This is a genomic window from Stenotrophomonas maltophilia group sp. SKK55 (assembly GCF_057179845.1).
This window is the reverse complement of the sequence record NZ_JBXUHP010000018.1, coordinates 293,539-315,227: the sequence shown is the minus strand read 5'-3', so window position 1 is coordinate 315,227 and position 21,689 is coordinate 293,539. Positions and strand designations below refer to the sequence as shown.

18 protein-coding genes are annotated in these 21,689 nt (G+C 66.2%); 15 read left to right on the top strand and 3 right to left on the bottom strand.

The features are described from left to right. Window positions 1–45: 45 nt before the first annotated feature. The 3 genes from AC2A1N_RS10415 to AC2A1N_RS10405 all read left to right on the top strand — a co-directional run bounded on the left by AC2A1N_RS10415 (window position 46) and on the right by AC2A1N_RS10405 (window position 3,059). A complete protein-coding gene (locus tag AC2A1N_RS10415) occupies window positions 46–327 on the top strand; it encodes a YfhL family 4Fe-4S dicluster ferredoxin (protein ID WP_004153175.1) in 282 nt (93 codons plus the stop codon). Further along, window positions 324–2,054, top strand: a complete 1,731-nt coding sequence (gene ggt, locus AC2A1N_RS10410) for a gamma-glutamyltransferase (protein ID WP_134969010.1) — start codon at window positions 324–326, stop codon at window positions 2,052–2,054. The genes AC2A1N_RS10415 and ggt overlap by 4 nt, the downstream gene beginning before the upstream one ends. A gap of 117 nt (window positions 2,055–2,171) precedes the next feature. Continuing rightward, window positions 2,172–3,059 (top strand): MBL fold metallo-hydrolase, encoded by an 888-nt coding sequence (locus AC2A1N_RS10405; protein ID WP_061477960.1) that lies wholly within the window; start codon window positions 2,172–2,174, stop codon window positions 3,057–3,059. Between the two features lie 41 nt (window positions 3,060–3,100). Here the strand turns inward: AC2A1N_RS10405 and AC2A1N_RS10400 are convergent, their stop codons facing one another. Together AC2A1N_RS10400 and upp are read right to left on the bottom strand one after the other, a co-directional pair. Further along, window positions 3,101–3,394 (bottom strand): PsiF family protein, encoded by a 294-nt coding sequence (locus AC2A1N_RS10400; protein ID WP_061477959.1) that lies wholly within the window; start codon window positions 3,392–3,394, stop codon window positions 3,101–3,103. Window positions 3,395–3,579: 185 nt separating this feature from the next. After that, entirely contained in the window at window positions 3,580–4,212 is a 633-nt protein-coding gene (upp, locus tag AC2A1N_RS10395) for a uracil phosphoribosyltransferase (protein WP_005416149.1), read from the bottom strand. A 169-nt stretch (window positions 4,213–4,381) separates the two neighbouring features. Between upp and AC2A1N_RS10390 the strand changes: the two genes are divergently transcribed. The 6 genes from AC2A1N_RS10390 to AC2A1N_RS10365 all read left to right on the top strand — a co-directional run bounded on the left by AC2A1N_RS10390 (window position 4,382) and on the right by AC2A1N_RS10365 (window position 12,387). Beyond that, a complete protein-coding gene (locus AC2A1N_RS10390) occupies window positions 4,382–6,943 on the top strand; it encodes a TonB-dependent receptor (protein ID WP_242893448.1) in 2,562 nt (853 codons plus the stop codon). Further along, complete coding sequence (locus AC2A1N_RS10385; protein ID WP_180870327.1) at window positions 6,943–8,058, top strand: NHL repeat-containing protein; 1,116 nt, start codon at window positions 6,943–6,945, stop codon at window positions 8,056–8,058. Before AC2A1N_RS10390 ends, AC2A1N_RS10385 begins: the two co-directional genes overlap by 1 nt. Window positions 8,059–8,072: 14 nt before the next feature. After that, complete coding sequence (locus AC2A1N_RS10380; protein WP_224329389.1) at window positions 8,073–9,422, top strand: purple acid phosphatase family protein; 1,350 nt, start codon at window positions 8,073–8,075, stop codon at window positions 9,420–9,422. A 10-nt stretch (window positions 9,423–9,432) separates the two neighbouring features. Further along, window positions 9,433–10,047: an inorganic diphosphatase gene (locus tag AC2A1N_RS10375; RefSeq protein WP_242893445.1), complete on the top strand. Its 615-nt coding sequence runs from the start codon at window positions 9,433–9,435 to the stop codon at window positions 10,045–10,047. 89 nt (window positions 10,048–10,136) lie between these two features. Next, window positions 10,137–11,552 carry a cryptochrome/photolyase family protein gene (locus AC2A1N_RS10370; RefSeq protein WP_242893442.1) on the top strand — a complete coding sequence of 472 codons (1,416 nt, stop codon included), beginning with the start codon at window positions 10,137–10,139 and terminating at the stop codon, window positions 11,550–11,552. Between the two features lie 139 nt (window positions 11,553–11,691). After that, the gene (locus AC2A1N_RS10365; protein WP_005416156.1) at window positions 11,692–12,387 is read left to right on the top strand and encodes a YiaD family glycine zipper/OmpA-like lipoprotein; all 696 of its coding nucleotides are present in this window, start codon (window positions 11,692–11,694) and stop codon (window positions 12,385–12,387) included. Window positions 12,388–12,643: 256 nt separating this feature from the next. Here AC2A1N_RS10365 and AC2A1N_RS10360 read toward each other — a convergent pair whose 3' ends face one another. Further along, on the bottom strand, window positions 12,644–13,675 hold the full coding sequence (locus AC2A1N_RS10360) for a LysR family transcriptional regulator (RefSeq protein WP_061477953.1): 1,032 nt from the start codon (window positions 13,673–13,675) through the stop codon (window positions 12,644–12,646). A gap of 147 nt (window positions 13,676–13,822) precedes the next feature. Between AC2A1N_RS10360 and AC2A1N_RS10355 the strand changes: the two genes are divergently transcribed. From AC2A1N_RS10355 to AC2A1N_RS10330, 6 genes are all read left to right on the top strand, one after another. Further along, window positions 13,823–14,050: a hypothetical protein gene (locus AC2A1N_RS10355; RefSeq protein WP_049414419.1), complete on the top strand. Its 228-nt coding sequence runs from the start codon at window positions 13,823–13,825 to the stop codon at window positions 14,048–14,050. After that, on the top strand, window positions 14,047–14,817 hold the full coding sequence (locus tag AC2A1N_RS10350) for an SDR family NAD(P)-dependent oxidoreductase (protein ID WP_053499154.1): 771 nt from the start codon (window positions 14,047–14,049) through the stop codon (window positions 14,815–14,817). Before AC2A1N_RS10355 ends, AC2A1N_RS10350 begins: the two co-directional genes overlap by 4 nt. A gap of 91 nt (window positions 14,818–14,908) precedes the next feature. After that, window positions 14,909–16,132: an efflux RND transporter periplasmic adaptor subunit gene (locus AC2A1N_RS10345; RefSeq protein ID WP_049414417.1), complete on the top strand. Its 1,224-nt coding sequence runs from the start codon at window positions 14,909–14,911 to the stop codon at window positions 16,130–16,132. A 127-nt stretch (window positions 16,133–16,259) separates the two neighbouring features. Next, entirely contained in the window at window positions 16,260–19,430 is a 3,171-nt protein-coding gene (locus AC2A1N_RS10340) for an efflux RND transporter permease subunit (RefSeq protein ID WP_111201968.1), read from the top strand. A 63-nt stretch (window positions 19,431–19,493) separates the two neighbouring features. Beyond that, window positions 19,494–20,231 (top strand): SDR family oxidoreductase, encoded by a 738-nt coding sequence (locus AC2A1N_RS10335; protein WP_242893439.1) that lies wholly within the window; start codon window positions 19,494–19,496, stop codon window positions 20,229–20,231. Further along, window positions 20,225–21,646: an efflux transporter outer membrane subunit gene (locus tag AC2A1N_RS10330; RefSeq protein ID WP_072168314.1), complete on the top strand. Its 1,422-nt coding sequence runs from the start codon at window positions 20,225–20,227 to the stop codon at window positions 21,644–21,646. Before AC2A1N_RS10335 ends, AC2A1N_RS10330 begins: the two co-directional genes overlap by 7 nt. Window positions 21,647–21,689 lie beyond the last annotated feature (43 nt).

The window sequence follows — 21,689 nt, the reverse complement described above, 5'->3', positions numbered from 1 at the left end:
CGCTGGCCGGTCCTTTGTCCCAAGGCGCGGGCGAGGAGTATCGCCATGTCGCTGAAAATCAACGAGCTCTGCGTCAACTGCGACGTCTGCGAGCCGGCCTGCCCGAACCAGGCCATTGCGATGGGTGAAACCATCTACGTGATCGACCCTGCGCGCTGCACCGAATGCGTGGGTCATTTCGACGAGCCACAGTGCGTGGTCGTCTGCCCAGTCGAGTGCATCGACCCGGATCCGGAGATCGTGGAAACGGAAGACCAGCTGCTGGCCAAGCTGCGCCAACTGCAGCACGATCACCCCGAACTCTATGCGGAGCCCCCATCCGAATGAAGACGCTGATCGTCCGCCCCCTGTTGCTGCTCGGCCTGCTGCTGAGCCCGATGGCCTGGGCCGACAGCCCGGCCCGTGCCGAGCGCCCCGACGGCGCAGCCATTGCCAGCGGCCATGCGCTGGCCACCCAGGCCGGCATCGACATCCTGGCGCAGGGCGGCAACGCCTTCGACGCTGCGGTGGCGGTGTCGTCCACGCTGGCGGTGGTCGAGCCGATCAGTTCCGGACTCGGCGGCGGCGGCTTCTTCCTGCTGCACGACGCGGCCACCGGCAAGGACGTGATGCTGGATGCACGCGAGACCGCACCGGCGGCGGCCACGCCGCAGGCCTTCCTCGACAAGCAGGGCAACCTGGACCGCGACCGCTCGGTCAACGGTGCCTGGTCGGCGGGTATTCCCGGCCTGCCTGCGGCGCTGGTCGAACTGTCGGCCCGGCACGGCAAGCTGCCGTTGTCGGCCTCGCTGCAGCCGGCGATCCGCATCGCACGCGAAGGCTTCCCGGTGTACGACCGCATGGCCAAGGGCTACGCGTCGCGCCGTGAAGTGATGGAGCGCTATCCCGGCACGCGTGAAGTCTATCTGCGCAACGGCAAGCCGATCGCCAGCGGTGACCTGTTCAAGCAGCCGGAGCTGGCGCAGACGCTGGAGCGCCTGGCCGCTGGAGGTTTCGACGGCTTCTACAAGGGCCAGACCGGAAAGCTGTTGCTGGCGGGCGTCAAGCAGGCCGGTGGCAAGTGGACCGCCGAAGAGCTGGCCGGCTATCGCGTGAAGCAGCGCGAGCCGATCGTGTTCAACTACAACGGCTGGAAGATCACCACCGCGCCGCCGCCGTCGTCCGGTGGCATCGCGCTGGCCAGCATGCTGCAGATCCTGGAAGGCTGGGACATCAGGAAGATGGATCCGGCGCACCGTACCCATCTGGTGGTGGAGTCGATGCGCCGTGCCTACCGCGACCGTACGTTCTTCCTCGGCGATCCGGACTTCGTGCAGATCCCGCAGAAGGTGCTGACCAGCAAGGACTACGCACAGGGCCTGCGCGCGACCATCCATCCGGAAAAGGCCACGCCCAGCGACCTGCTGTCGGGCAACCCGACGCCGCTGGAAGACGACGAGACCACGCACTTCTCGATCATCGACCGCGACGGCAACCGCGTCGGCGCCACCCAGACCGTCAACCTGCTGTACGGCTCGGGGCTCATTCCCAAGGGCACCGGCGTGCTGCTGAACAACGAGATGGACGATTTCGCGCTGAAGCCGGGTACGCCCAATGCCTTCGGCGTGATGGGCTACGAGGCCAATGCGCCGAAGCCGGGCAAGCGCATGCTCAGCTCGATGACGCCGACCTTCATGGAAAACAGCGACAAGGTGATCGTGCTGGGCACCCCGGGTGGCAGCCGCATCATCACCATGGTGCTGCTGGGCATCCTCGGCTACGACGCCGGCCTGGACGCGCAGCAGGTTGCCGCGCTGCCGCGCTACCACCACCAGTGGCTGCCGGACCTGATCGAAGCCGAGGACGATGCGTTCGACGCGGCGACGGTGAAGCAGCTGCAGGCGATGGGCCACAGGATCGACCTGCCGGGCAATGTCGCCGCCGGCGGTCGCGGTTCCAGCCACGTGTGGGGCAACCTGCAGACCGTGGAATGGGACCGCAAGGCGAACAAGCTGTTCGGTGGCAGCGACCCGCGCAATCCGGTGGGCAGTGCCCAGGTCGTGCCGGCCCACTGATGTGGTGGTGCCGGCCACTGGCCGGCAATCCGCAGATCACCAGGACCCCGCCAACCGGCGGGGTTTCCTGTTTCCTTTCTAGCGATTATTTAACGGTCCGGCGCCGATAATCGACGCATGAAACTCTGGTCTATTCGTGGAAACTCGCAGCGCCTGGACGGCGGCGCGATGTTCGGCAACGCGCCGCGTGCGTTGTGGGAAAAATGGGCGGCTCCGGACGAGCTCAATCGCATCGAGCTGGCCTGCCGTGCGCTGCTTGCCAGTCCGCTGGAAGGCAAGACGGTACTGTTTGAAACCGGTATCGGTGCGTTCTTCGACCCGCGCATGCGCGAGCGCTACGGCGTGCAGGAAAGCCAGCACGTGCTGATCGATTCACTGCGCGAAGCGGGTTTCGAGCACGAGGACATCGACGTGGTGGTGCTCAGCCACCTGCACTTCGATCATGCCGGTGGCCTGCTTGCCGCATGGAGCGAAGGGCGTGAGCCCGAGCTGCTGTTCCCCAACGCAACCTATGTGGTTGGTGCGCAGCATTGGCAGCGCGCCGTGCAGCCACACCCGCGCGATCGGGCCAGTTTCATTCCTGAGCTGCCCGGCCTGCTGCAGGCCAGTGGCCGCCTGGAAGTGGTGGATGGCGAGTACTCGAAGGCGCTCGGCCGCAGCGTGCGCTTCAGCTACAGCCATGGGCATACGCCGGGGCTGATGCTGGCCGAGATCGTTGGCCACGCGCATGCCGGGGAAGATCCGCACGGTGGCGTGGTGTTCTGTGCCGACCTCATCCCAGGTCGTTCATGGGTGCACGTGCCGATCACCATGGGCTATGACCGCAATGCCGAATTGCTGATCGACGAGAAACGGCAGTTCCTTGAAGACAAGCTGGCGCGCAACGTGCGGCTGTTCTTCACCCACGACCCGCAGGTGGCGCTGGCGCAGCTGGGCCGTGATGACAAGGGACGTTTCGTGACCCTGCACGAACAGGGCGAGCTGAAGGCGCGCGCCCTGGGGTAATGGCAGAGCCGAGCGTGGGCTCGGCTCTGCATCACTCGTCGTTACGACGCCTTCAGGCAGCTGCTCATGAAGGTCTTGCGCGCATCGCCTGCCAGTTTCTTCGCGCCCGCTTCAGCGTTGCACTTGCGCATGCGTTCCTGCTGCGTATTGACCGGCTTGGTTTCGGCGGCCTGGCCACTGAGGCAGGAGCTCTGCGCGGTCTTGTAGGCATCCCCCTTCAAGCCCTTGTTCTTGGCCGAGCATTCGGCCATGCGTTGCTGCTGAGGGGTGGTGGCGTTGGCAGCCAGGGGCAGGCCGGCCAGCAGGACGGCGGCCAGCAGGAATGAGGCCTTCATCGCGAGCTCCAAGGGTGGCGGGTGCGCGGAGCATTCGCCTCCGGCCGGCAAGGCCACGTGAAGAATCACGCGTCGGCCACACCCGCGTCCACGGGCGTTCACGTGCTGCGGCGAAGCGCGCCCGCGAACGGTTGTCGGGTCAGAGCCCTCTCCTGCGGAGAGGGATCCGACCCCGGTTCGCCGGATCAGCCGACGCGGGTGCCGAAGATGCGGTCACCCGCGTCGCCCAGTCCGGGCAGGATATAGCCCTTGTCGTTGAGCTGGGCATCGATGGCCGCAGTGTAGATTTCCACGTCCGGGTGCACGGCCTTCACTGCTTCGATGCCTTCGGGCGCGGCCACCAGGAAGATGCCCTTGATGCGACGGGCGCCGGCGCGCTTGAGCATGTCGATGGTGGCGATCAGCGTGCCGCCGGTGGCCAGCATCGGGTCGAGGATCAGTGCGTCGCGCTCTTCCAGCCGGCCGGTCAGGCGCTCGAAGTAGGGCACCGGCTGCAGGGTTTCTTCATCGCGCTGCAGGCCGACCACGCTGACACGGGCCGCCGGGATCAGCGACAGCACGCCGCTGAGCATGCCCAGGCCGGCACGCAGGATCGGCACCACGGTGATCTTGGCGCCGGCAATGCGCTGCACCGTCACCGGGCCGGCCCAGCCGGCCAGGGTGTGCGGCTCGGTATCCAGGTCGGCGGTGGCCTCGTAGGCCAGCAGCGTACCCAGCTCGTTGGCCAGTTCGCGGAAATCCTTGGTGCTGAGCGCAGCGTTGCGCATCAGGCCGATCTTGTGCTGCACCAGCGGGTGGCGCACTTCGACGATCTTCATGGTCGGGAAGGGGAATAGGGAGAGAGGCCGCCATTTTGCCGGATTGGCGCGGCGAAGCCCAAACCGGGCCCGGGGCCGGCGTACATGAAATGTGCAGACGCATGTCACGGCCATGCAACCTTGCGGACATACCGTGCAGACCCATTCTTAACAGGAATGGGGATTCCCAGTGCATAACAAGACTCCGTTGGCCGTTGCCATCGCCCTGACCCTGGCAATGGGGGCTGCGGCACCGCTGCAGGCCGCCGGGCAGCAGGCGGTAGCCGCCACCGGCGCCGTGGCGGCAGACGCGGTCGACCTTGACCGTATCGAGGTGCGCGCCCAGCTCGAATCGCAGATCCGCGCGGTCGACCTCAAGCGCGGCAGCGACGCCATCGAAGACGCGGTGTCCTCCGATGCCCTGGGCCAGTACCCGGACAAGAACGTGGCCGAATCACTGCAGCGCCTGCCGGGCATCAGCGTGACCCGTGACCAGGGCGAGGGCCGTTTCGTGGTCATCCGTGGCCTGGACGCCAATCTCAACAGCGTCAGCGTGGATGGCATCGCCGTGGGCACGCCGGAGGATTCCAGCCGTGCCGCGCCGCTGGACGTGATCCCGTCCGATTCCACCGAACGCCTGCGCGTGGTGAAGTCGCCGACCCCGGACATGCCCGGTGATGCCATCGGTGGTGCCGTGCTGGTGGAATCGGCCTCGGCCTTCGACCGCGACGGTCGCAGCCTGCGTGGCAAGATCGAGGGCAGTCACCAGCAGCTGTCCGGCGAGACCAGCCCGAAGGCGGCCTTCAACTACAGCGAAGTGTTCAACGACACCTTCGGCGTGGCGCTGGGCGTGAACTACCAGAAGCGCAGGTTCGAGTCGGACAACACCGAAGTGGAGTACGACGGCGAGGACGATGCCGCCCCCGGTGACGTCACCGCGATCAACCTGCAGCACCGCAAGTACGAGATCGAGCGCAAGCGCATCGGCGCCAACCTCAACCTCGACTGGCGCCCGGACGAAGACAGCAAGTACTACCTGCGCACGCTGTACAGCCAGTTCGACGATGCGGAGACCCGCCAGCGCGTGATCTTCAACTTCGACGACGCGAAGATGATCAAGACCGGCACCGACCAGTACCGCCTGGATGGCATGCCGAAGGATTCGATCGACAAGCGCATGCGCTACCGCACCAAGAAGGAAAATACCTTCGCGGCCAGCCTGGGCGGCGAGAACAAGTTGACCAACGCCGTGGTCGATTACCGGATCGGCTACACCCGTACCGAAGAGCGCGTGAATGACGAGATGGAGGCGCGCTTCAAGCTCAACGGCAAGGCGTTCAACGGCAGCCTGGACCAGAGCAGCCGACTGCCGAGCTACAGCTTCGACAACCCGCAGTGGCTGGACAACAGCAACTACGCGTTCGACCGCTTCGTGCTTTCGCCCAAGCAGGTGAACGACAAGGAGCACAGCGCGCAGGTCAACGTGGGCTTCGACGGCGACAGCAGCAGCATCAAGTTCGGTCTGCTGGGCCGCTGGCGCGACCGCGATGTGAATGTAGATGAGCGCGAACTGCGCGTCGGCCCGAAGGTGGCGCTGGCGGGCTGGACCACCTCCTCGCCCGAACATCGCCACGGCAACTTCGGCGACGGCATGGATTCGGCCGCGATGCGTGCCTTCTGGGCGGCCAATGGCAGCCAGTACAGTGCCCGTCCGCAGGACGTCGGTGGCAACGCGATGACCTCGCTGGAAGAGGACTACGTGGCCAGTGAAGACATCTTCGCCAGCTATGCGATGGGCACCTGGGATGTGGGCGCGCTGCGCATCATCGGCGGTGTTCGCGTGGAAAACACCCAGTTCAAGGCAGTCGGCAACCAGGTGGACGTGGCCGCCAACGGCCGCAGCTTCACCGTCACCCCGCGCGTGGCCAACAGCAGCTACACCAACGTGCTGCCGGGCCTGCACCTGCGCTATGACGCGGCTGATGACTGGGTGCTGCGCGCCTCGGCCAACAAGACCGTATCGCGCCCGTCCTTCGGCGACGTCTCGCCGCGCGTGGGTTACAGCCGCGGTGACGAGGAAGTACGCCTGGGCAACCCGGAACTGGATCCGTACGAGTCGAAGAACATCGACCTGTCGGTGGAGAAGTACATCGGCAGCAGCGGCATCGTTTCGCTGGGCCTGTTCCACAAGTCGATCGATGGCTACATTGTCGAAACCGTGCGCACCAATGATCCGGCCTACGGTGGATTCGATGTGACGCAGCCGATCAATGGTCGCAAGGCCACCGTGCGTGGTGCGGAGTTCAACTGGCAGCAGCAGCTGGCCTTCCTGCCGGACGGCCTGGATGGCCTGCTGGTCGGCGCCAGTGGCACCTGGCTGGATACGAAGTTCGATGCCGGCATCAAGGACCGTGCGGGCGAGGACTTCACCCTGCCACGCGCCTCCAAGCACGTCTACAGCGCGCACATCGGCTATGAGAAGTACGGCTTGAGCACGCGCCTGGCGGCCGTGTACCGCAGCGAGTACCTGGACAGCATCGGCAAGGGCCGCGCGTTCGATATCTACGTTGCGCCGAATACCCAGCTCGATTTCTCGCTTGACTACAGGTTCACCCCGCGCGTGAGCGTCTACTTCGAAGCGCAGAACCTGCTGGACAAGCCGCTGGAGCTGTACCAGGGCACCCGTTCGCGCACCCTGCAGATGGAAGAGTACGGCCGCACCTATGCGCTGGGCCTGAAGGTGGCGCTGTGATGGTGCGTGGCGTCACCGTCCTGGCCGCCGCGCTGGCAGCTACGCTGGTCGCCGGCTGCACGCCGGCCACCGGCAGCGATCCGGTTGCGGGAGCGGCCGCGCCGGCCGCCGGGGGCGAGCGCGTGGTGACCACCATCGCCGAAGCCTTCCTGTCACCGATGACCCCGGCCGACAACATCGACTCGCCGGCGGCCTGGCGCGCGCCGGACGGCGCACTGTGGCTGATCGCCACCGCCAAGGCTACCGACAAGCTGGTGGTCTACGACGGCAGCACCGGACAGCACCTGCGTGACGTCGGCAGCAGCGGCACCGCACCGGGGCAGTTCGACCGCCCAAATGGTATCGCGGTGATCGACGACCTGCTGTGGATCGTGGAGCGCGACAATCATCGCGTGCAGGTATTGAGCCTGCCGGACTTCGCACCGCTGGCGACGTTCGCTGCGGACGACCTGCGCAAGCCGTACGGGCTGTGGGTAGACCGCCGCGCCGATGGCTACAGCGTCTACGTCACCGACTCCTGGGACAACGGCGAGGATGCGCAGGGCCGTGACATCCTGCCGCCGCTGGCCGAGCTGGACAAGCGCGTGCGCCAGTATCACGTGACCCGCGATGGTGCGAAGGTCGAGGCGAAGCTCGTCGCCAGCATCGGTGACACCAGCGAAGCCGGTGCACTACGCGTAGTCGAATCGATCTGGGGCGACCCGGATAACGACCGCCTGCTGATTGCCGAAGAGGACGAGAGCTACGCCAGCGAGTTCAAGGTCTACACCCTGTCAGGTCGCTTCACCGGTACCACCTTCGGTCGCGACGTGTTCAAGGCCCAGGCCGAAGGCGTGACCCTGCGCACCTGCGGCAAGGATGGCTGGTGGATCACCACCGAACAGGGCAAGCAGCGCAGCGTGTTCCATCTGTTCGACCGGCATACGCTGAAGCCGGTCGGCGCGTTCCAGGGCAATACCGTGGCCAACACCGACGGCATCTGGATGATGCAGCAAGCCAGCGCGCGCTTCCCGCACGGTGCGCTGTATGCCGTGCACGACGACCAGGGCGTGGTTGCGTTCGACTGGGAGAGCATCGCCAAGCAGTTGGCGCTGCCGCTGGAGTGTGGCGCATGAGCGGGCACTGCGTGATGCGTACGCTGGCGCTGAGCTTGCTGCTGGCGCTGCCGTCGCTGTCGTTCGCAGCGGCCGAACCGAATACCCAGGTGCCGGCGGGCAGCCGCCACTACGCAGCAACGACGGTACCTGACCGCATCGTCGCCTCGCCGGCGGTCGATCCCAGCCATGGATTCGCTGTCGCCTGGCGTACCGACGGCAGCGTGCAGGCACCGCTGCTGGAGATTGCCCTCGCCGGAGATTCGCCGGCCATCGAGGGCATCCGCCAGGTGCGCGCAACGACCCGTTCGCTACAGACCGAGAATGGTCTGTCGCATCATCATCGCGCCGACATCAGCGGCCTGCAGCCGGATACCCAGTACGTCTACCGCGTGCAGGGCAACGGCAGCTGGAGCGCCTGGAACCAGTTGCGCACACTGGCCGCGGCCGACCAGCCGCTGACCCTGCTGTACTTCGGTGATACCCAGAACAAGAACGTCAGCCATGTCAGCCGGGTAGTGCGCGCGGCGCAGAAGGCCGCACCGCAGGCGCGCATGAGCCTGTTTGCCGGCGACCTGGTCAGCGGCGGCGACAACATGGATGACAGTGAGTGGGGCGAGTGGTTTGCTGCGACCAGCTGGCTGGCGCAGGAAACCCTGGTGGCCCCGGCCATCGGCAACCACGAGTATTTCGAGGAGTTCGAGGACACCCCGCAGGAACGCCGCGTGCTGGGCAAGCATTGGCCGGTGACGTTTGCGCTGCCGGGCAATGGCGCCAGCGCCGCGCAGCAGACCAGCTACTGGTTCGATGCGCAGGGCGTGCGCGTGGCCGTGGTCGATGGCACTTCGGCACTCGACCTGGGCACCGCCAAGGCACAGGCACAGTGGCTGGACAAGGTACTGGGCGGCAATCCGCAGCCGTGGACCATCGTGCTGCTGCACCAGCCGTTCTACTCGCCGCGCGAAGGACGCGAGAACGCCGCGTTGCGTGACGTGCTGCTGCCGGTGGTACGCCGCCATAACGTCGACCTGGTGCTGCAGGGCCACGATCACACCTATGGTCGCCGTGGTGAAGGGCAGGCCGCGACGCCGCAGTATGTGGTCACCGTGGCGGGGCCGAAGCAGTATCGCCTTTCCGACGAAGCGCGCAGGACGATGGACCCGGTGGCCGAAGACACCCAGCTGTTCCAGGTGTTGAACATCGATCCGCAGCACCTGCGCTATGAAGCACGCACCGTGACTGGCCGTCTCTACGATGCCTTCGAACTGCGCCGTGATGCCAAGGGTGGCAAGCAGCGCACGGAGCTGACCGAAGGCCGCATCACGCCGCGTGACTGCCCGCGCGCGCAGACTGCCAAGGGCCGCGCTGATCGCTGCTGGGAATGAGGAAATCCAGATGAAAACCGTACGCCGTCTTGTCCCCATGGCTGCCATCGGCGGGGCCCTGCTCCTGCTCGCGACGGCGGTGACCGCCGCCGATAGCGTGCTGCATCCGTTCCTGGCGGCGCAGCCGAAGCAGGCTCCGCAGGAAGTGAATCTGGCGGTGGAGATTCCGGCCGGCAGCTTCACCAAGTACGAGATCAAGGAAGACGGCCTGGTGCATGTGGACCGCTTCCAGTCGATGCCGGTCGCCTATCCGGCCAACTACGGTTCGATGCCGCGCACGTTGGCTGGCGACAACGATCCGCTGGACGCGCTGGTGCTGACCCGTGAACCCCTGCATCCGGGCGTGATCGTACGCTTCCGGCCGATTGGCTACCTGAAGATGATCGACGGCGGCGAGCACGACGAGAAGATCATCGGCGTGCCGACCGACAAGGTTGACCCGACCTACGCCAACATCCGCGACCTGGCCGATCTGCCGGAGATCGAACGGCAGCGCATCGAAGCGTTCTTCCGGGTCTACAAGGACCTGCCGGCCGGGCGCAACCCGGTGCAGCTCAACGGTTGGGGCAACGCCGCCGAGGCGCGCGGGCTGATCAGTGAAGCGATGGAGCGATTCAAGCAGTAGACCCACGCCATGCCTGGATGGCCGGGCGCGCGCATCTCCTTCACCACCGCTGGCTATCATGTGCGCCTTCCACAACGAAGGCAGTGCCTGTGTCGGTAGCGTTGGTATGGTTCCGCCGTGATCTGCGGCTGCAGGACAATCCGGCCCTGCATGCCGCGCTGGATGCCGGTCACGACGTGGTGCCGGTCTACATCCATGCGCCGCACGAAGAAGGCGGGTGGGCACCGGGTGCCGCCTCCGATGCGTGGCGCCACCGTTCACTGGCCGCGCTGGATGCGGACCTGCGCACGCGGGGTTCCTCGCTGGTGCTGCGCAGTGGTGACAGCCTGCCGGCCCTGCAGTTGCTGATCGAGCAGACCGGCGCCGAGGCGGTCTACTGGAACCGCAAATACGAACCGGCCACCCAGCCACGCGACGCCACCATCAAGCGCATGCTGCGCAAGCAGGGCATCGACACGCAGAGCTGCAATGGCAGCCTGTTGTTCGAGCCTTGGGACATCGCCACCCAGCAGGGCCAGCCGTACAAGGTATTTACGCCGTACTGGCGCAACGTACTCAGTCATTGGCGCCTGCCGGCACTGCAGGCCGCACCGGAGGCACTGGCGACGCACGCGGTCGACAGCCTCGCAATTGATGATCTACAGCTTGCACCGACGCTGGATTGGGATACCGGCTTCTGGGAGCACTGGCAGCCGGGCGAAGCCGGTGCGCTGGAGGCGCTGTCGGTGTTCGAGGACGGCGCCTTGCGCGGTTACCGCGAGCAGCGAGACCTGCCCGATCGCGTGGGCACCTCGCGGATGTCGCCGCACCTGCATTTCGGTGAGATCGCACCGTGGCGCATCGCGCATGCGCTGGAAAGACTGCGCAGTGCCGGCACCGATGCCGACATCGACGGCTATCTGCGGCAACTGGGCTGGCGTGATTTCGCCTACCACCTGTTGCATCACTTTCCGAAGACGCCCACGGGCAACCTCAATCCGCGTTTTGACCGCTTCCCCTGGGCGGCGCCGACTGCAGCGCAACTGCACGACTGGCAGCGCGGCAACACCGGCGTGCCGATCGTTGATGCCGGACTGCGCGAGCTGTGGCACACCGGCTACATGCATAACCGGGTTCGGATGATCGTGGCCAGTTACCTGTGCAAGCACCTTCGCGCGCACTGGCTGCATGGCGCGCGCTGGTTCTGGGACACCCTGGTCGATGCCGATCTGGCCAACAACACGATGGGCTGGCAATGGGTGGCCGGGACCGGCGCCGATGCCGCGCCGTACTTCCGGGTGTTCAACCCGGTCACCCAGGCCGAAAAGTTCGATCCGCAGGCCCGCTACATCAGCCGCTGGGTGCCCGAGCTGGCGGCGCTGCCGGTGAAGGCGCGGTTTGCGCCGTGGCAGCATCCCCTGCTCCTGGCCGCACACGCGCCTGACTATCCACGCACGCCGATGGTGGACCTGGCTGAGGGCCGCCATGCTGCGCTGGCGGCATACCGCCAGTCGGGGGCGGGGTAAAGGGTGACCCGAGCGATCCGGTCAGTTAGCTGAACGCGGCCCTGTCGGCGCACCGGATCATCATCCCGACATCGCATTCGGCTGTTTATCCTCTCTGCGCCCGCAAGCCGCCGGCCGACCGGAAACCAAGGAGAACCTCATGATCCGCAACACCACCCGCAACGTCGCACTGGCCCTGATGAGTGCGGCCGTCCTGTCGGCCTGCGCCACCGGCGGCTCCTATGTGCAGAGTGACCAGTACGGCAACCCGACCGAACAGCAGAACCGGACCGGCCGCAACGCGCTGATCGGTACCGCCATCGGCGTGGCGGCCGGCCTGCTGACCGGCGACAGTGCTACCGAGCGGCGCCAGCACGCGCTGATCGGTGCCGGTATCGGCGCACTCAGCGGTGCCGCCGTCGGCCAGTACCAGGATCGCCAGGAACGCGCACTGCGCGAGCGCACCGCCAACACCGGCATCGATGTGCAGCGCCAGGGCGACAACATCATGCTGAACCTCCCGGACGGCATTACCTTTGACTTCGGCAAGGCGACCCTGAAGCCGCAGTTCTATGGCTCGCTCAACGGCGTGGCCGGTACGCTGCGTGAGTACAACCAGACCATGATCGAGGTGGTTGGCCACACCGACAGCATCGGCAGCGACGCGGTCAACAACCGCCTGTCGAAGGAACGCGCCGACTCGGTCGCGCAGTACCTGATCGGCCAGGGCGTGCAGAGCGTGCGTATCGAAACGCTGGGCGCCGGCAAGGCGTACCCGATTGCCGACAACAGCACCGATGCTGGCCGCGCCAAGAACCGCCGCGTCGAGATTCGCGTGATTCCGCTCAAGCAATAACGCGTAGCGTTACTGCTTGAGCCGGTCCGGCCATCGGCCGGAGCGAAAATGCCGCCCTTGCAGGCGGCATTTTTGTGGGTGCCGAGCGTTGCTCGGCACACCGATAGCGTTCCCGGTCGCGGCTTCTCCGAACGGCGCCGGCCAAGGTCGGCATCTACCGAAAGCCACACAGCCGGAACGAAAATGCCGCCCTTGCAGGCGGCATTTTTGTAGGTGCCGAGCCTGCTCGGCACACCGATTGCGTATGTAGAGCCGGTCATGCCGCCGAAGCGGCCACCTTCTCCAGTATCCGCTTGCCACTGTTCTCCAGCGCGGCATCTTCCTGTGCCTTCTGCTGCTGCGCCAGCTTCGCGCCGGGGCACTGCGCCAGCATGTAGTTGGCATCGAAGTTGAGCTTCTCGACCAGGAAGTCGACAAACGCACGCACCTTCGGCGAGACCAGGCGGCCGCCGGCGAATACGGCATTGAAGTCCACTTCCGGGCCGGTCCAGCCGGCCAGCACGCGGCGCACCATGCCCGATTCGACGAACGGCTTGGCCATCACATCACCGGTCAGCAGCAGGCCTTCGCCACAGACCAATGCACCATTCAACGCAGACATGTCGTTGGCGGTCATCAGCGGGGTGACCGGGAAGTCGCGCAGTTCGCCCCCGTTCTCGCCCAGCTGCCAGGTGAAGCGCGGCGAGTTGCCGGTATGGTACGGCTTGCGCATCGCCAGGATGCGATGGAACTGCAGCTCTTCCGGATGCAGCGGTTCGCCATAGCGCTCAATGTAGGCCGGACTGGCGAACACCTGCGTGCGCAGGCTGCCCAGCTTGCGCGCGACCAGATTGGAATCGGGCAGGGCACCCACGCGCAGCGCCAGGTCCGCTTCACCGGCGATCAGGTCCAGCTTCTCGTTGCCCATGTGCATGTCCAGGCGGATCTCTGGATACTGCGCATGGAACTGGCCCAGCAGCGGCGCAATCCAGGTGATGCCGATCGAGTAGGGCACAGTGAAGCGCAGCCAGCCGCGCGGGCCGGACTGCAGCTGGCTCACCGCGCTCTCGGCTTCTTCCAGCTCGCGCGCGATGCGCTGGCAGTGCTCGTGATAGATCGAACCGGCTTCGGTCAGGCCGAGGCGGCGCGTGGTCCGGTGCAGCAGGCGCGCGCCCAGGCGCGTTTCCAGCTCCTGCACTTTGCGGCTGACCGTGGTCTTGGGCAGGCCGAGCGATTTGGCAGCGGCAATGAAGCTGCCTTGCTCGACCACTTTGACGAAGATCAGCGTCTCGTTGAGATCGTGCGACATGGTCGGGGGTCCTGGACGTCGGGGATGGGACAATCGTGACAGAATGATTGGACCGGGTGCGGGATGATTATTCCCCTTAATCAGGACTAATCAAGTAAAGGTTTGAGGTCTATCGTGGCGCCATTCGTTAATTGGAGCCCGTCCGCCATGAGCCTGCGCAACATTCTTGCCCGACTCCGGAACGCCGGCCAGAACACCCTGGACCTGGCGATGACCGTCGAAGCCCGTCCGAGTTCCTTGGTACACAAGGACTTTCGTGAGTTTACCGCGCCCATGCGTCAGCAGCGTGGCGGTGCCATCCGCCTGGTCCCACACAAGGGCGACCGCCTGCGTCGAATCGGGACTATCCCGGATTTGGGAGGAAATGTCCCGTGAATGGGATACTGACGCCCGAAGTCCTGGTCCTTGGCGGTACCGGTGCCGTCGGCCAGGGCGTGGTCGGCGCGTTGCTGGAAGCCGGCAGCCCGGTGCTGGTGGTTGGCCGCGATCCGGGCCGGCTGGCCGCGCTGCATGAGCAGTTCGCGGATGAGCCCGGACTGGAGACGCTGCTGGGTTCGCTCAGCGATGACGGCTCGGCACGCGCGCTGGCCGAACGCATCGCGCAGCGCCCGCGTCCGCTGGCCGCCGTGATCGCCGCAATGGGAGGTCCTTATCGTCGCGGCCGGGTGATCGACCGCAACGGCGATGAGTTGCTGGGCGCGATGCAGGCCGACCTGATGCCGCACGTGCACGCCGTGCGCCACCTGCTGCCGCTGCTGCAGGACAACGTGCATGCGCGCCGCTATGTGATGATCGGCAGTCCGGCCAACGCCAAGCCATGGGCGGGCTACGGCGAGACCTCGATCACCACTGCCGCGCTGCGCATGTACGCGCAGGTGGTGCACCAGGAAGCACAGGCGCTGGGCGTGCGCGCGCAGATGCTGGAAGTCTGCAGCCCCGTCTGTACCCCGGCCAACGCGGCCAATGCCTGCATCGAGTGGCCCAGCTCGCTGCTGGTCGGTCGTCGTGTGGTCTCCCTGCTTGATGGGTGCCGCGACAACCGCGCCATCGTCCGCTGCGACAGCAGCGATGCCGAATTGCCGCGTGGCCTGCTGCACCTGGAAGTTCCTCCGCTGTGGCGCGACACCGCAGGCATCGCTTGACCTCGACCATGGTTGAGGTCGCAGTATTCGCCGCCGATTTTTGCAACACGTTCTCATATCGCTGTACCACCCCTCCGTACGGATGCATGCCATGACTTCCCCCAATACCACCCCACATCGTTTCGGCCATCGCATTGCGATGGCCGGCGTGTCGATCCTCGCCGCGGCCGTGCTTGCAGCCTGCAGCGGCGGCCATGCCGAAGAAGGCGGTGCACCGCCGCCGCCGCAGGTCAGCGCCGCGCCGGTGCTGGTCAAGCAGGTCAGCCAGTGGGACGAGTTCAGTGGCCGCGTCGAAGCGGTGCAGAGCGTTGAACTGCGTCCGCGCGTGTCCGGCTACATCGACAAGGTCAACTACGTCGAAGGCCAGGAAGTGAAGAAGGGCGAAGTGCTCTTCACCATCGACGCGCGCAGTTACCAGGCCGAGTACGATCGGGCAGCCGCCGAACTGGCCCGCGCCCGTACCCAGGCCACGCTGGCCCGCAGCGAGTCCGAGCGCGCCAAGCGGCTGTCCGAGCAGCAGGCGATCTCCACCGAGACCGCCGAGCAGCGCCGTGCGGCTGCCGACCAGTCCGGCGCCGCCGTGCAGGCCGCGCAGGCAGCATTGGATGCAGCCCGCCTCAATCTTGAGTTCACCAAGGTGCGGGCACCGATCGACGGCCGTGCCGGCCGCGCGATGGTCACCGCCGGCAACCTGGTCACCGCCGGCGACAGCGCCAGCGTGCTGACCACGCTGGTCTCGCTGGACACGGTGTTCGTCTACTTCGATGCCGACGAAAGCACCTTCCTGCGCTACGCCCAGATGGCACGCAAGGGCGAGCGCCCGAGCGAGCGTGACAGCGCGCTGCCGGTGAAGGTCGGCCTGTCCGGTGAAGAAGGCTACCCGCACACGGGCAAGGTCGACTTCCTCGACAACCAGGTCGCCCGCAGTACCGGGACCATCCGCGTTCGTGCGCTGCTGGACAACGCCGATCGCCAGTTCACGCCGGGCTTGTTCGCCCGCGTGCAGCTGCTTGGCAGCGGCCAGTTCCAGGCGCTGCTGATCGACGACAAGGCCGTGCTGACCGACCAGGACCGCAAGTACGTGTACGTGGTCGACAAGGATGGCAAGGCCCAGCGCCGTGACATCCAGCTCGGCCGCACCGCCGACGGCCTGCGTATCGTCGAGCACGGCCTGGCCGCCGGTGACAAGGTGATCATCGATGGCGTGCAGAAGGTCTTCATGCCGGGCATGCCGGTGCAGGCCAAGGCGGTGGCGATGCAGCCACAGCCGGCGCCGGCACCGGGCCGCGATGCCACCGCTGCCCTGAAGCACTGATCCGCCGTCTCCTGATCCGCGTTTCCGCTTAGCTGCCGGCGCCAGCGGCAGCCTTCCCTGCCTTCGTCATCCCGGCGAGGGGCGGGGTGGCTGTTGCCCGCCGAATGCCTTTCCCAGGAATTCCTCCATGGACTTTTCCCGCTTCTTCATCGACAGGCCGATCTTCGCGGCGGTGCTGTCGATCGTGATCTTCGCCGCAGGCCTGATCACGATTCCAATCCTGCCGATCAGTGAGTACCCCGAAGTGGTGCCGCCGTCGGTGGTCGTACGCACGGTGTATCCGGGCGCCAACCCCAAGGTCATTGCCGAGACCGTCGCCACGCCGCTTGAAGAGGCGATCAACGGCGTCGAAGGCATGATGTACCTGAAGTCGGTGGCCGGCTCGGACGGCGTGCTGCAGATGACCGTCACCTTCCGCCCGGGCACGGACCCGGACGCAGCGGCGGTGAAGGTGCAGAACCGCGTGGCGCAGGCGCAGGCGCGCCTGCCCGAGGACGTGCGCCGGCAGGGCGTGACCACGCAGAAGCAGTCGCCGACCTTCCTGATGGTGGTGCACCTGACCTCGCCGCAAGGCAAGTACGACACCCTGTACCTGCGCAACTACGCGCGCCTGCACGTCAAGGATGCGCTGGCGCGTATTCCGGGCGTGGGTGACGCGCAGATCTTCGGTGGCGGCGACTACGCCATGCGTGCCTGGCTGGACCCGGACAAGGTGGCCTCGCGCGGCCTGACCGCCAGCGACGTGGTGCGTGCCATGCGCGAGCAGAACGTGCAGGTTTCGGCCGGCCAGCTCGGCGCCGAACCGCTGCCGGACAGCAAGTTCCTGACCCTGATCAATGCCCAGGGCCGTCTGAAGACCGAAAAGGAATTCGGCGACATCGTGCTCAAGAGCGGCACCGATGGCGAGATCGTGCGCCTGGCCGACGTGGCCCGCCTGGAACTGGGTGCGGGCGACTATACCCTGCGCTCGCAGCTGGACGGCAAGAACGCGGTGGGTATCGGTATCTTCCAGTCGCCGGGTGCCAACGCGCTGGAAATCCGCGACCAGGTCATCTCGACGATGGACGAGATGCAGAAAACCATGCCGGCCGATGTGAAGTACGAAGCGGTGTATGACACCACCATCTTCGTGCGCGACTCGATTAAGGCCGTGGTCTCCACGCTGCTGGAAGCGATCGCCCTGGTGGTGCTGGTCGTGATCCTGTTCCTGCAGACCTGGCGTGCGTCGATCATTCCGTTGATCGCGGTGCCGGTGTCGGTGGTGGGTACGTTCGCCGCGCTGTACCTGCTGGGCTTCTCGATCAATACGCTGAGCCTGTTCGGCCTGGTGCTGGCGATCGGCATCGTGGTCGACGACGCGATCGTGGTGGTGGAGAACGTTGAACGCAACATCGAGGAAGGCCTGTCGCCTACTGCGGCTGCACACCAGGCCATGCGTGAAGTATCCGGCCCGATCGTGGCGATCGCGCTGGTGCTGTGTGCCGTGTTCGTGCCGATGGCCTTCCTGTCCGGTGTCACCGGCCAGTTCTACAAGCAGTTCGCGGTCACCATCGCCATTTCCACGGTGATCTCGGCGATCAATTCGTTGACCCTGTCGCCAGCCCTGGCCGCGCGCCTGCTGAAGGCCCATGGCGCTCCGAAGGACGGCCCGAGCCGCCTGATCGACCGCCTGTTCGGCTGGGTGTTCCGTCCGTTCAACCGCTTCTTCAAGTCCAGCTCGGAGAAGTACGAGCGTGGCGTGGCCCGCATCCTCGGCCGCCGCGGTGCGGTGTTCGTGGTCTACGCGATCCTGCTGGTCGGTACCGGCGTGATCTTCAAGCTGGTACCGCCGGGCTTCATTCCGACCCAGGACAAGCTGTACCTGATCGCCGGTGTGAAGCTGCCGGAAGGCTCGTCGATCGCACGCACCGATGAAATGCTGCGCAAGGTCGCCAAGATCGCCCAGGAAACCGATGGCGTCGCTCACACCATCTCGTTCCCCGGTCTGAACGCGCTGCAGTTCACCAATACGCCGAACACCGGTGTGGCGTTCATTCCGCTCAAGCCGTTCGCCGAGCGCCATGGCCGCACCGCCGCGCAGATCAATGCCGAGATCAACCAGAAGATCGCCGGCCTGCAGGAAGGCTTCGCGTTCGCGATGATGCCGCCGCCGATCCTTGGCCTGGGCAATGGCAATGGCTACCAGATGTTCATCGAGGACCGTGGCAATCTGGGTTACGGCGCGCTGCAGAATGCGGTGCAGGCCATGCAGGGCACCGTCGCGCAGACGCCGGGCATGGCCTTCCCGATTTCCAGCTACCAGGCCAACGTGCCGCAGCTCGATGCCGAGGTCGACCGCGTCAAGGCCAAGGCACAGGGCGTGCAGCTCACAGAGCTGTTCGACACGTTGCAGACCTACCTGGGTTCGGCCTACGTCAACGACTTCAACCAGTTCGGCCGCACCTGGCAGGTGATCGCCCAGGCAGATGGTCCGTACCGCGAGACGGTCGAGGACATCGGCAAGCTGCGTACCCGCAACGACCGCGGCGAGATGGTGCCGATCGGTTCGATGGTCACCATCAAGCAGACCTTCGGCCCGGACCCGGTGCTGCGCTTCAACGGCTATCCGGCAGCGGACCTGGCCGGTGAAGCCGACCCGCGCCTGCTGTCCTCGGCCGAAGCGATGACCAAGCTGACCGAGATCGCCGGCAAGGTGCTGCCGGTCGGCATGACCACCGAATGGACCGACCTGAGCTACCAGCAGGCAACCCAGGGCAAGGCCGCCTTCATCGTGTTCCCGGTGGCGATCATGCTGGCCTTCCTGGTGCTGGCCGCGCTGTACGAGAGCTGGTCGCTGCCGCTGGCGGTGATCCTGATCGTGCCGATGACCCTGCTGTCCGCGCTGTTCGGCGTGTGGCTGACCGGTGGTGACAACAACGTGTTCGTGCAGGTCGGCCTGGTGGTGCTGATGGGTCTGGCGTGCAAGAACGCGATCCTGATCGTCGAATTCGCCAGAGAGCTGGAGATGGGCGGCAAGGGCATCGTTGAAGCCGCGCTGGAAGCCTGCCGCCTGCGCCTGCGCCCGATCGTGATGACCTCCATCGCCTTCATCGCCGGCACGGTGCCGCTGGTGCTGTCTCACGGTGCAGGCGCCGAAGTGCGCTCGGTGACCGGCATCACCGTGTTCGCCGGCATGCTGGGTGTGACGCTGTTCGGCCTGTTCCTCACCCCCGTGTTCTACGTGGCCCTGCGCAAGTTCGTCACCCGCAACGGTGGTGGCCAGCTGGTGCAGCACGGCGAACCGACCATCCACCACTGATACGGAACTCCGCCGCCGGTCGTTGGCCGGCGGCCACTCTCCCCACAGACAAGGCATGCATCCATGAACACCCATCAGAACAAGATCGCGCTGGTGACCGGCGCTACCCGTGGCATCGGCCTGGAAACCGTGCGCCAGCTGGCAGAGGCCGGCGTGCACACGCTGCTGGCCGGTCGCAAGCGCCATACCGCGGTGGAGCTGGCACTGAAGCTGCAGGCTGAAGGCCTGCCGGTCGAAGCCCTGCAGCTGGACGTGACCGACGCGGCCAGCATCGCCGAAGCGGTCGAGCAGGTGCGCCAGCGCCACGGTCGCCTCGACATCCTGGTCAACAATGCCGGCATCATGATCGAGAACCCGGCGCAGGCGCCGTCGGAGCAGTCGCTGGACACCTGGAAGCGCACCTTCGACACCAACGTCTATGCGCTGGTCGCGGTAACCCAGGCATTCCTGCCGCTGGTCAAGCAGTCCAAGTCCGGACGCATCGTCAATGTGTCCAGCATGCTCGGCTCGCAGACCCTGCACGCGGATCCCTCGTCGGGCATCTACGACTTCAAGATTCCGGCCTACAACGCGTCCAAGGCCGCAGTGAACAGCTGGACCCTGAGCCTGGCCTACGAACTGCGCAATACCCCGATCAAGGTCAACACCGTGCATCCGGGTTACGTGAAGACCGACATGAACGGTGGCAACGGCGAAATCGAGATCAGCGAAGGTGCACGCTCCAGCGTGGAAATGGCGCTGATCGGTGAGTCCGGTGCCAGCGGCAGCTTCACCTACCTGGGCGAGGTGCTGCCATGGTGATCCGCACGTTGGCGATGGCCGTCTCCAGCCTGGTGCTGGCGGGCTGTGTCAGCGTCGGCCCGAACTACAAGGCCCCGGTGCAGGAACCGGTGGTCCTGCAGGGCGCACAGCAGCCGGTGTTCAGTACCGCTTCGCCGGTCGCCAGCTGGTGGGCGCAGTTCGATGATCCAGTGCTCGAACAGCTGGTGCACGGCGCACTGTCGGACAACCTGGACCTTCGCGTGGCCGTGGCCCGCGTCAGCCAGGCCCGCGCGGTGTTCGTGGAAAGCCGCCTCGACCAGGCTCCGCACGTCACCGCTGGCGGCAGCTACGACCGCCGCAAGCAACCCGATCCGCAGCTGGGTGGGCAGCGGGTGTTCAGTGAAAGCTACCAGCTCGGCTTCGACGCCGGCTGGGAGCTGGATCTGTTCGGCCGCAAGCGCCGTGCTGCTGAAGCCGCGCGCGCCGACCTCGGTGCCGAGCAGGCCAACCTGGCCGATGCGCAGGTCCTGGTCGCCGCTGAAGTGGCACGCAATTACTTCGAGCTGCGTGGTACGCAGAAGCGCATCGCGGTGGCCCAGCACACGCTGGAAAACCTGCGCGATACGCAGAAGCTGACCGAGGCGCGCTGGGAGCTGGGCGCAGGCAGCGAGCTGGATGTGCAGAGCAGCCGTGCCCGCCTGAAGGCGATCGAGGCTGACATCCCGTTGCTGGAAGTGGCCGAGGCGCAGTCGCGCAACCGGCTGGCCGTGCTGCTCGGCCAGCGCCCGGAAGTGCTGACTGACATGCTCGCGCCGCACGACGTACCGGCCTTCGCCAAGGCACTTCCGCTGGGCGATACCCGCGAACTGCTGCGCCAGCGTGCCGACGTGCGCGTGGCCGAGCGTCGCCTGGCGGCTGCGACCGCACGCGTGGGCGTGGCCACGGCGGACCTGTTCCCGCGGTTGTCGCTGTCCGGCTTCGTCGGGTTCCTCGGTGGCGATGCCAGCGGCCTGGTCAATGGCAGCAACAAGGCCTGGTCGCTGACCCCGTCGCTGAGCTGGGCGGCATTCGACTTCGGCACCGTGCGTGCACGCCTGCGTGCCAGCAAGGCTGAAGCCGAAGGCGTGGCCGCGCAGTATGAGCAGGCGGTACTGCTGGCCCTGGAAGACACCGAGAACGCGCTGACCCGCTATTCCAAGCAGCAGGCACGATTGGCGATCGTGGTCGAGCAGGCGCAGGCGGCACGGCGTGCCGAATCGCTGGCGCAGATCCGCTATCGCGAGGGCTCGGAGGACTTCCTGACCCTGCTGGATGCGCAGCGCACGCAGCTGGCAGCCGACGATGCGTTGGCGGCGGCCGAGTCCGAGGTCAACGTCAGCGTGGTGGGCGTGTACAAGGCGCTGGGCGGCTGGGGGCAATCACCGCAGCAACCGAGCGTGGCGCAGGTGCAATGACTCCAGGGGGGACGGAGGCCGTGGCTTCCGTCCCTTTGCTCTT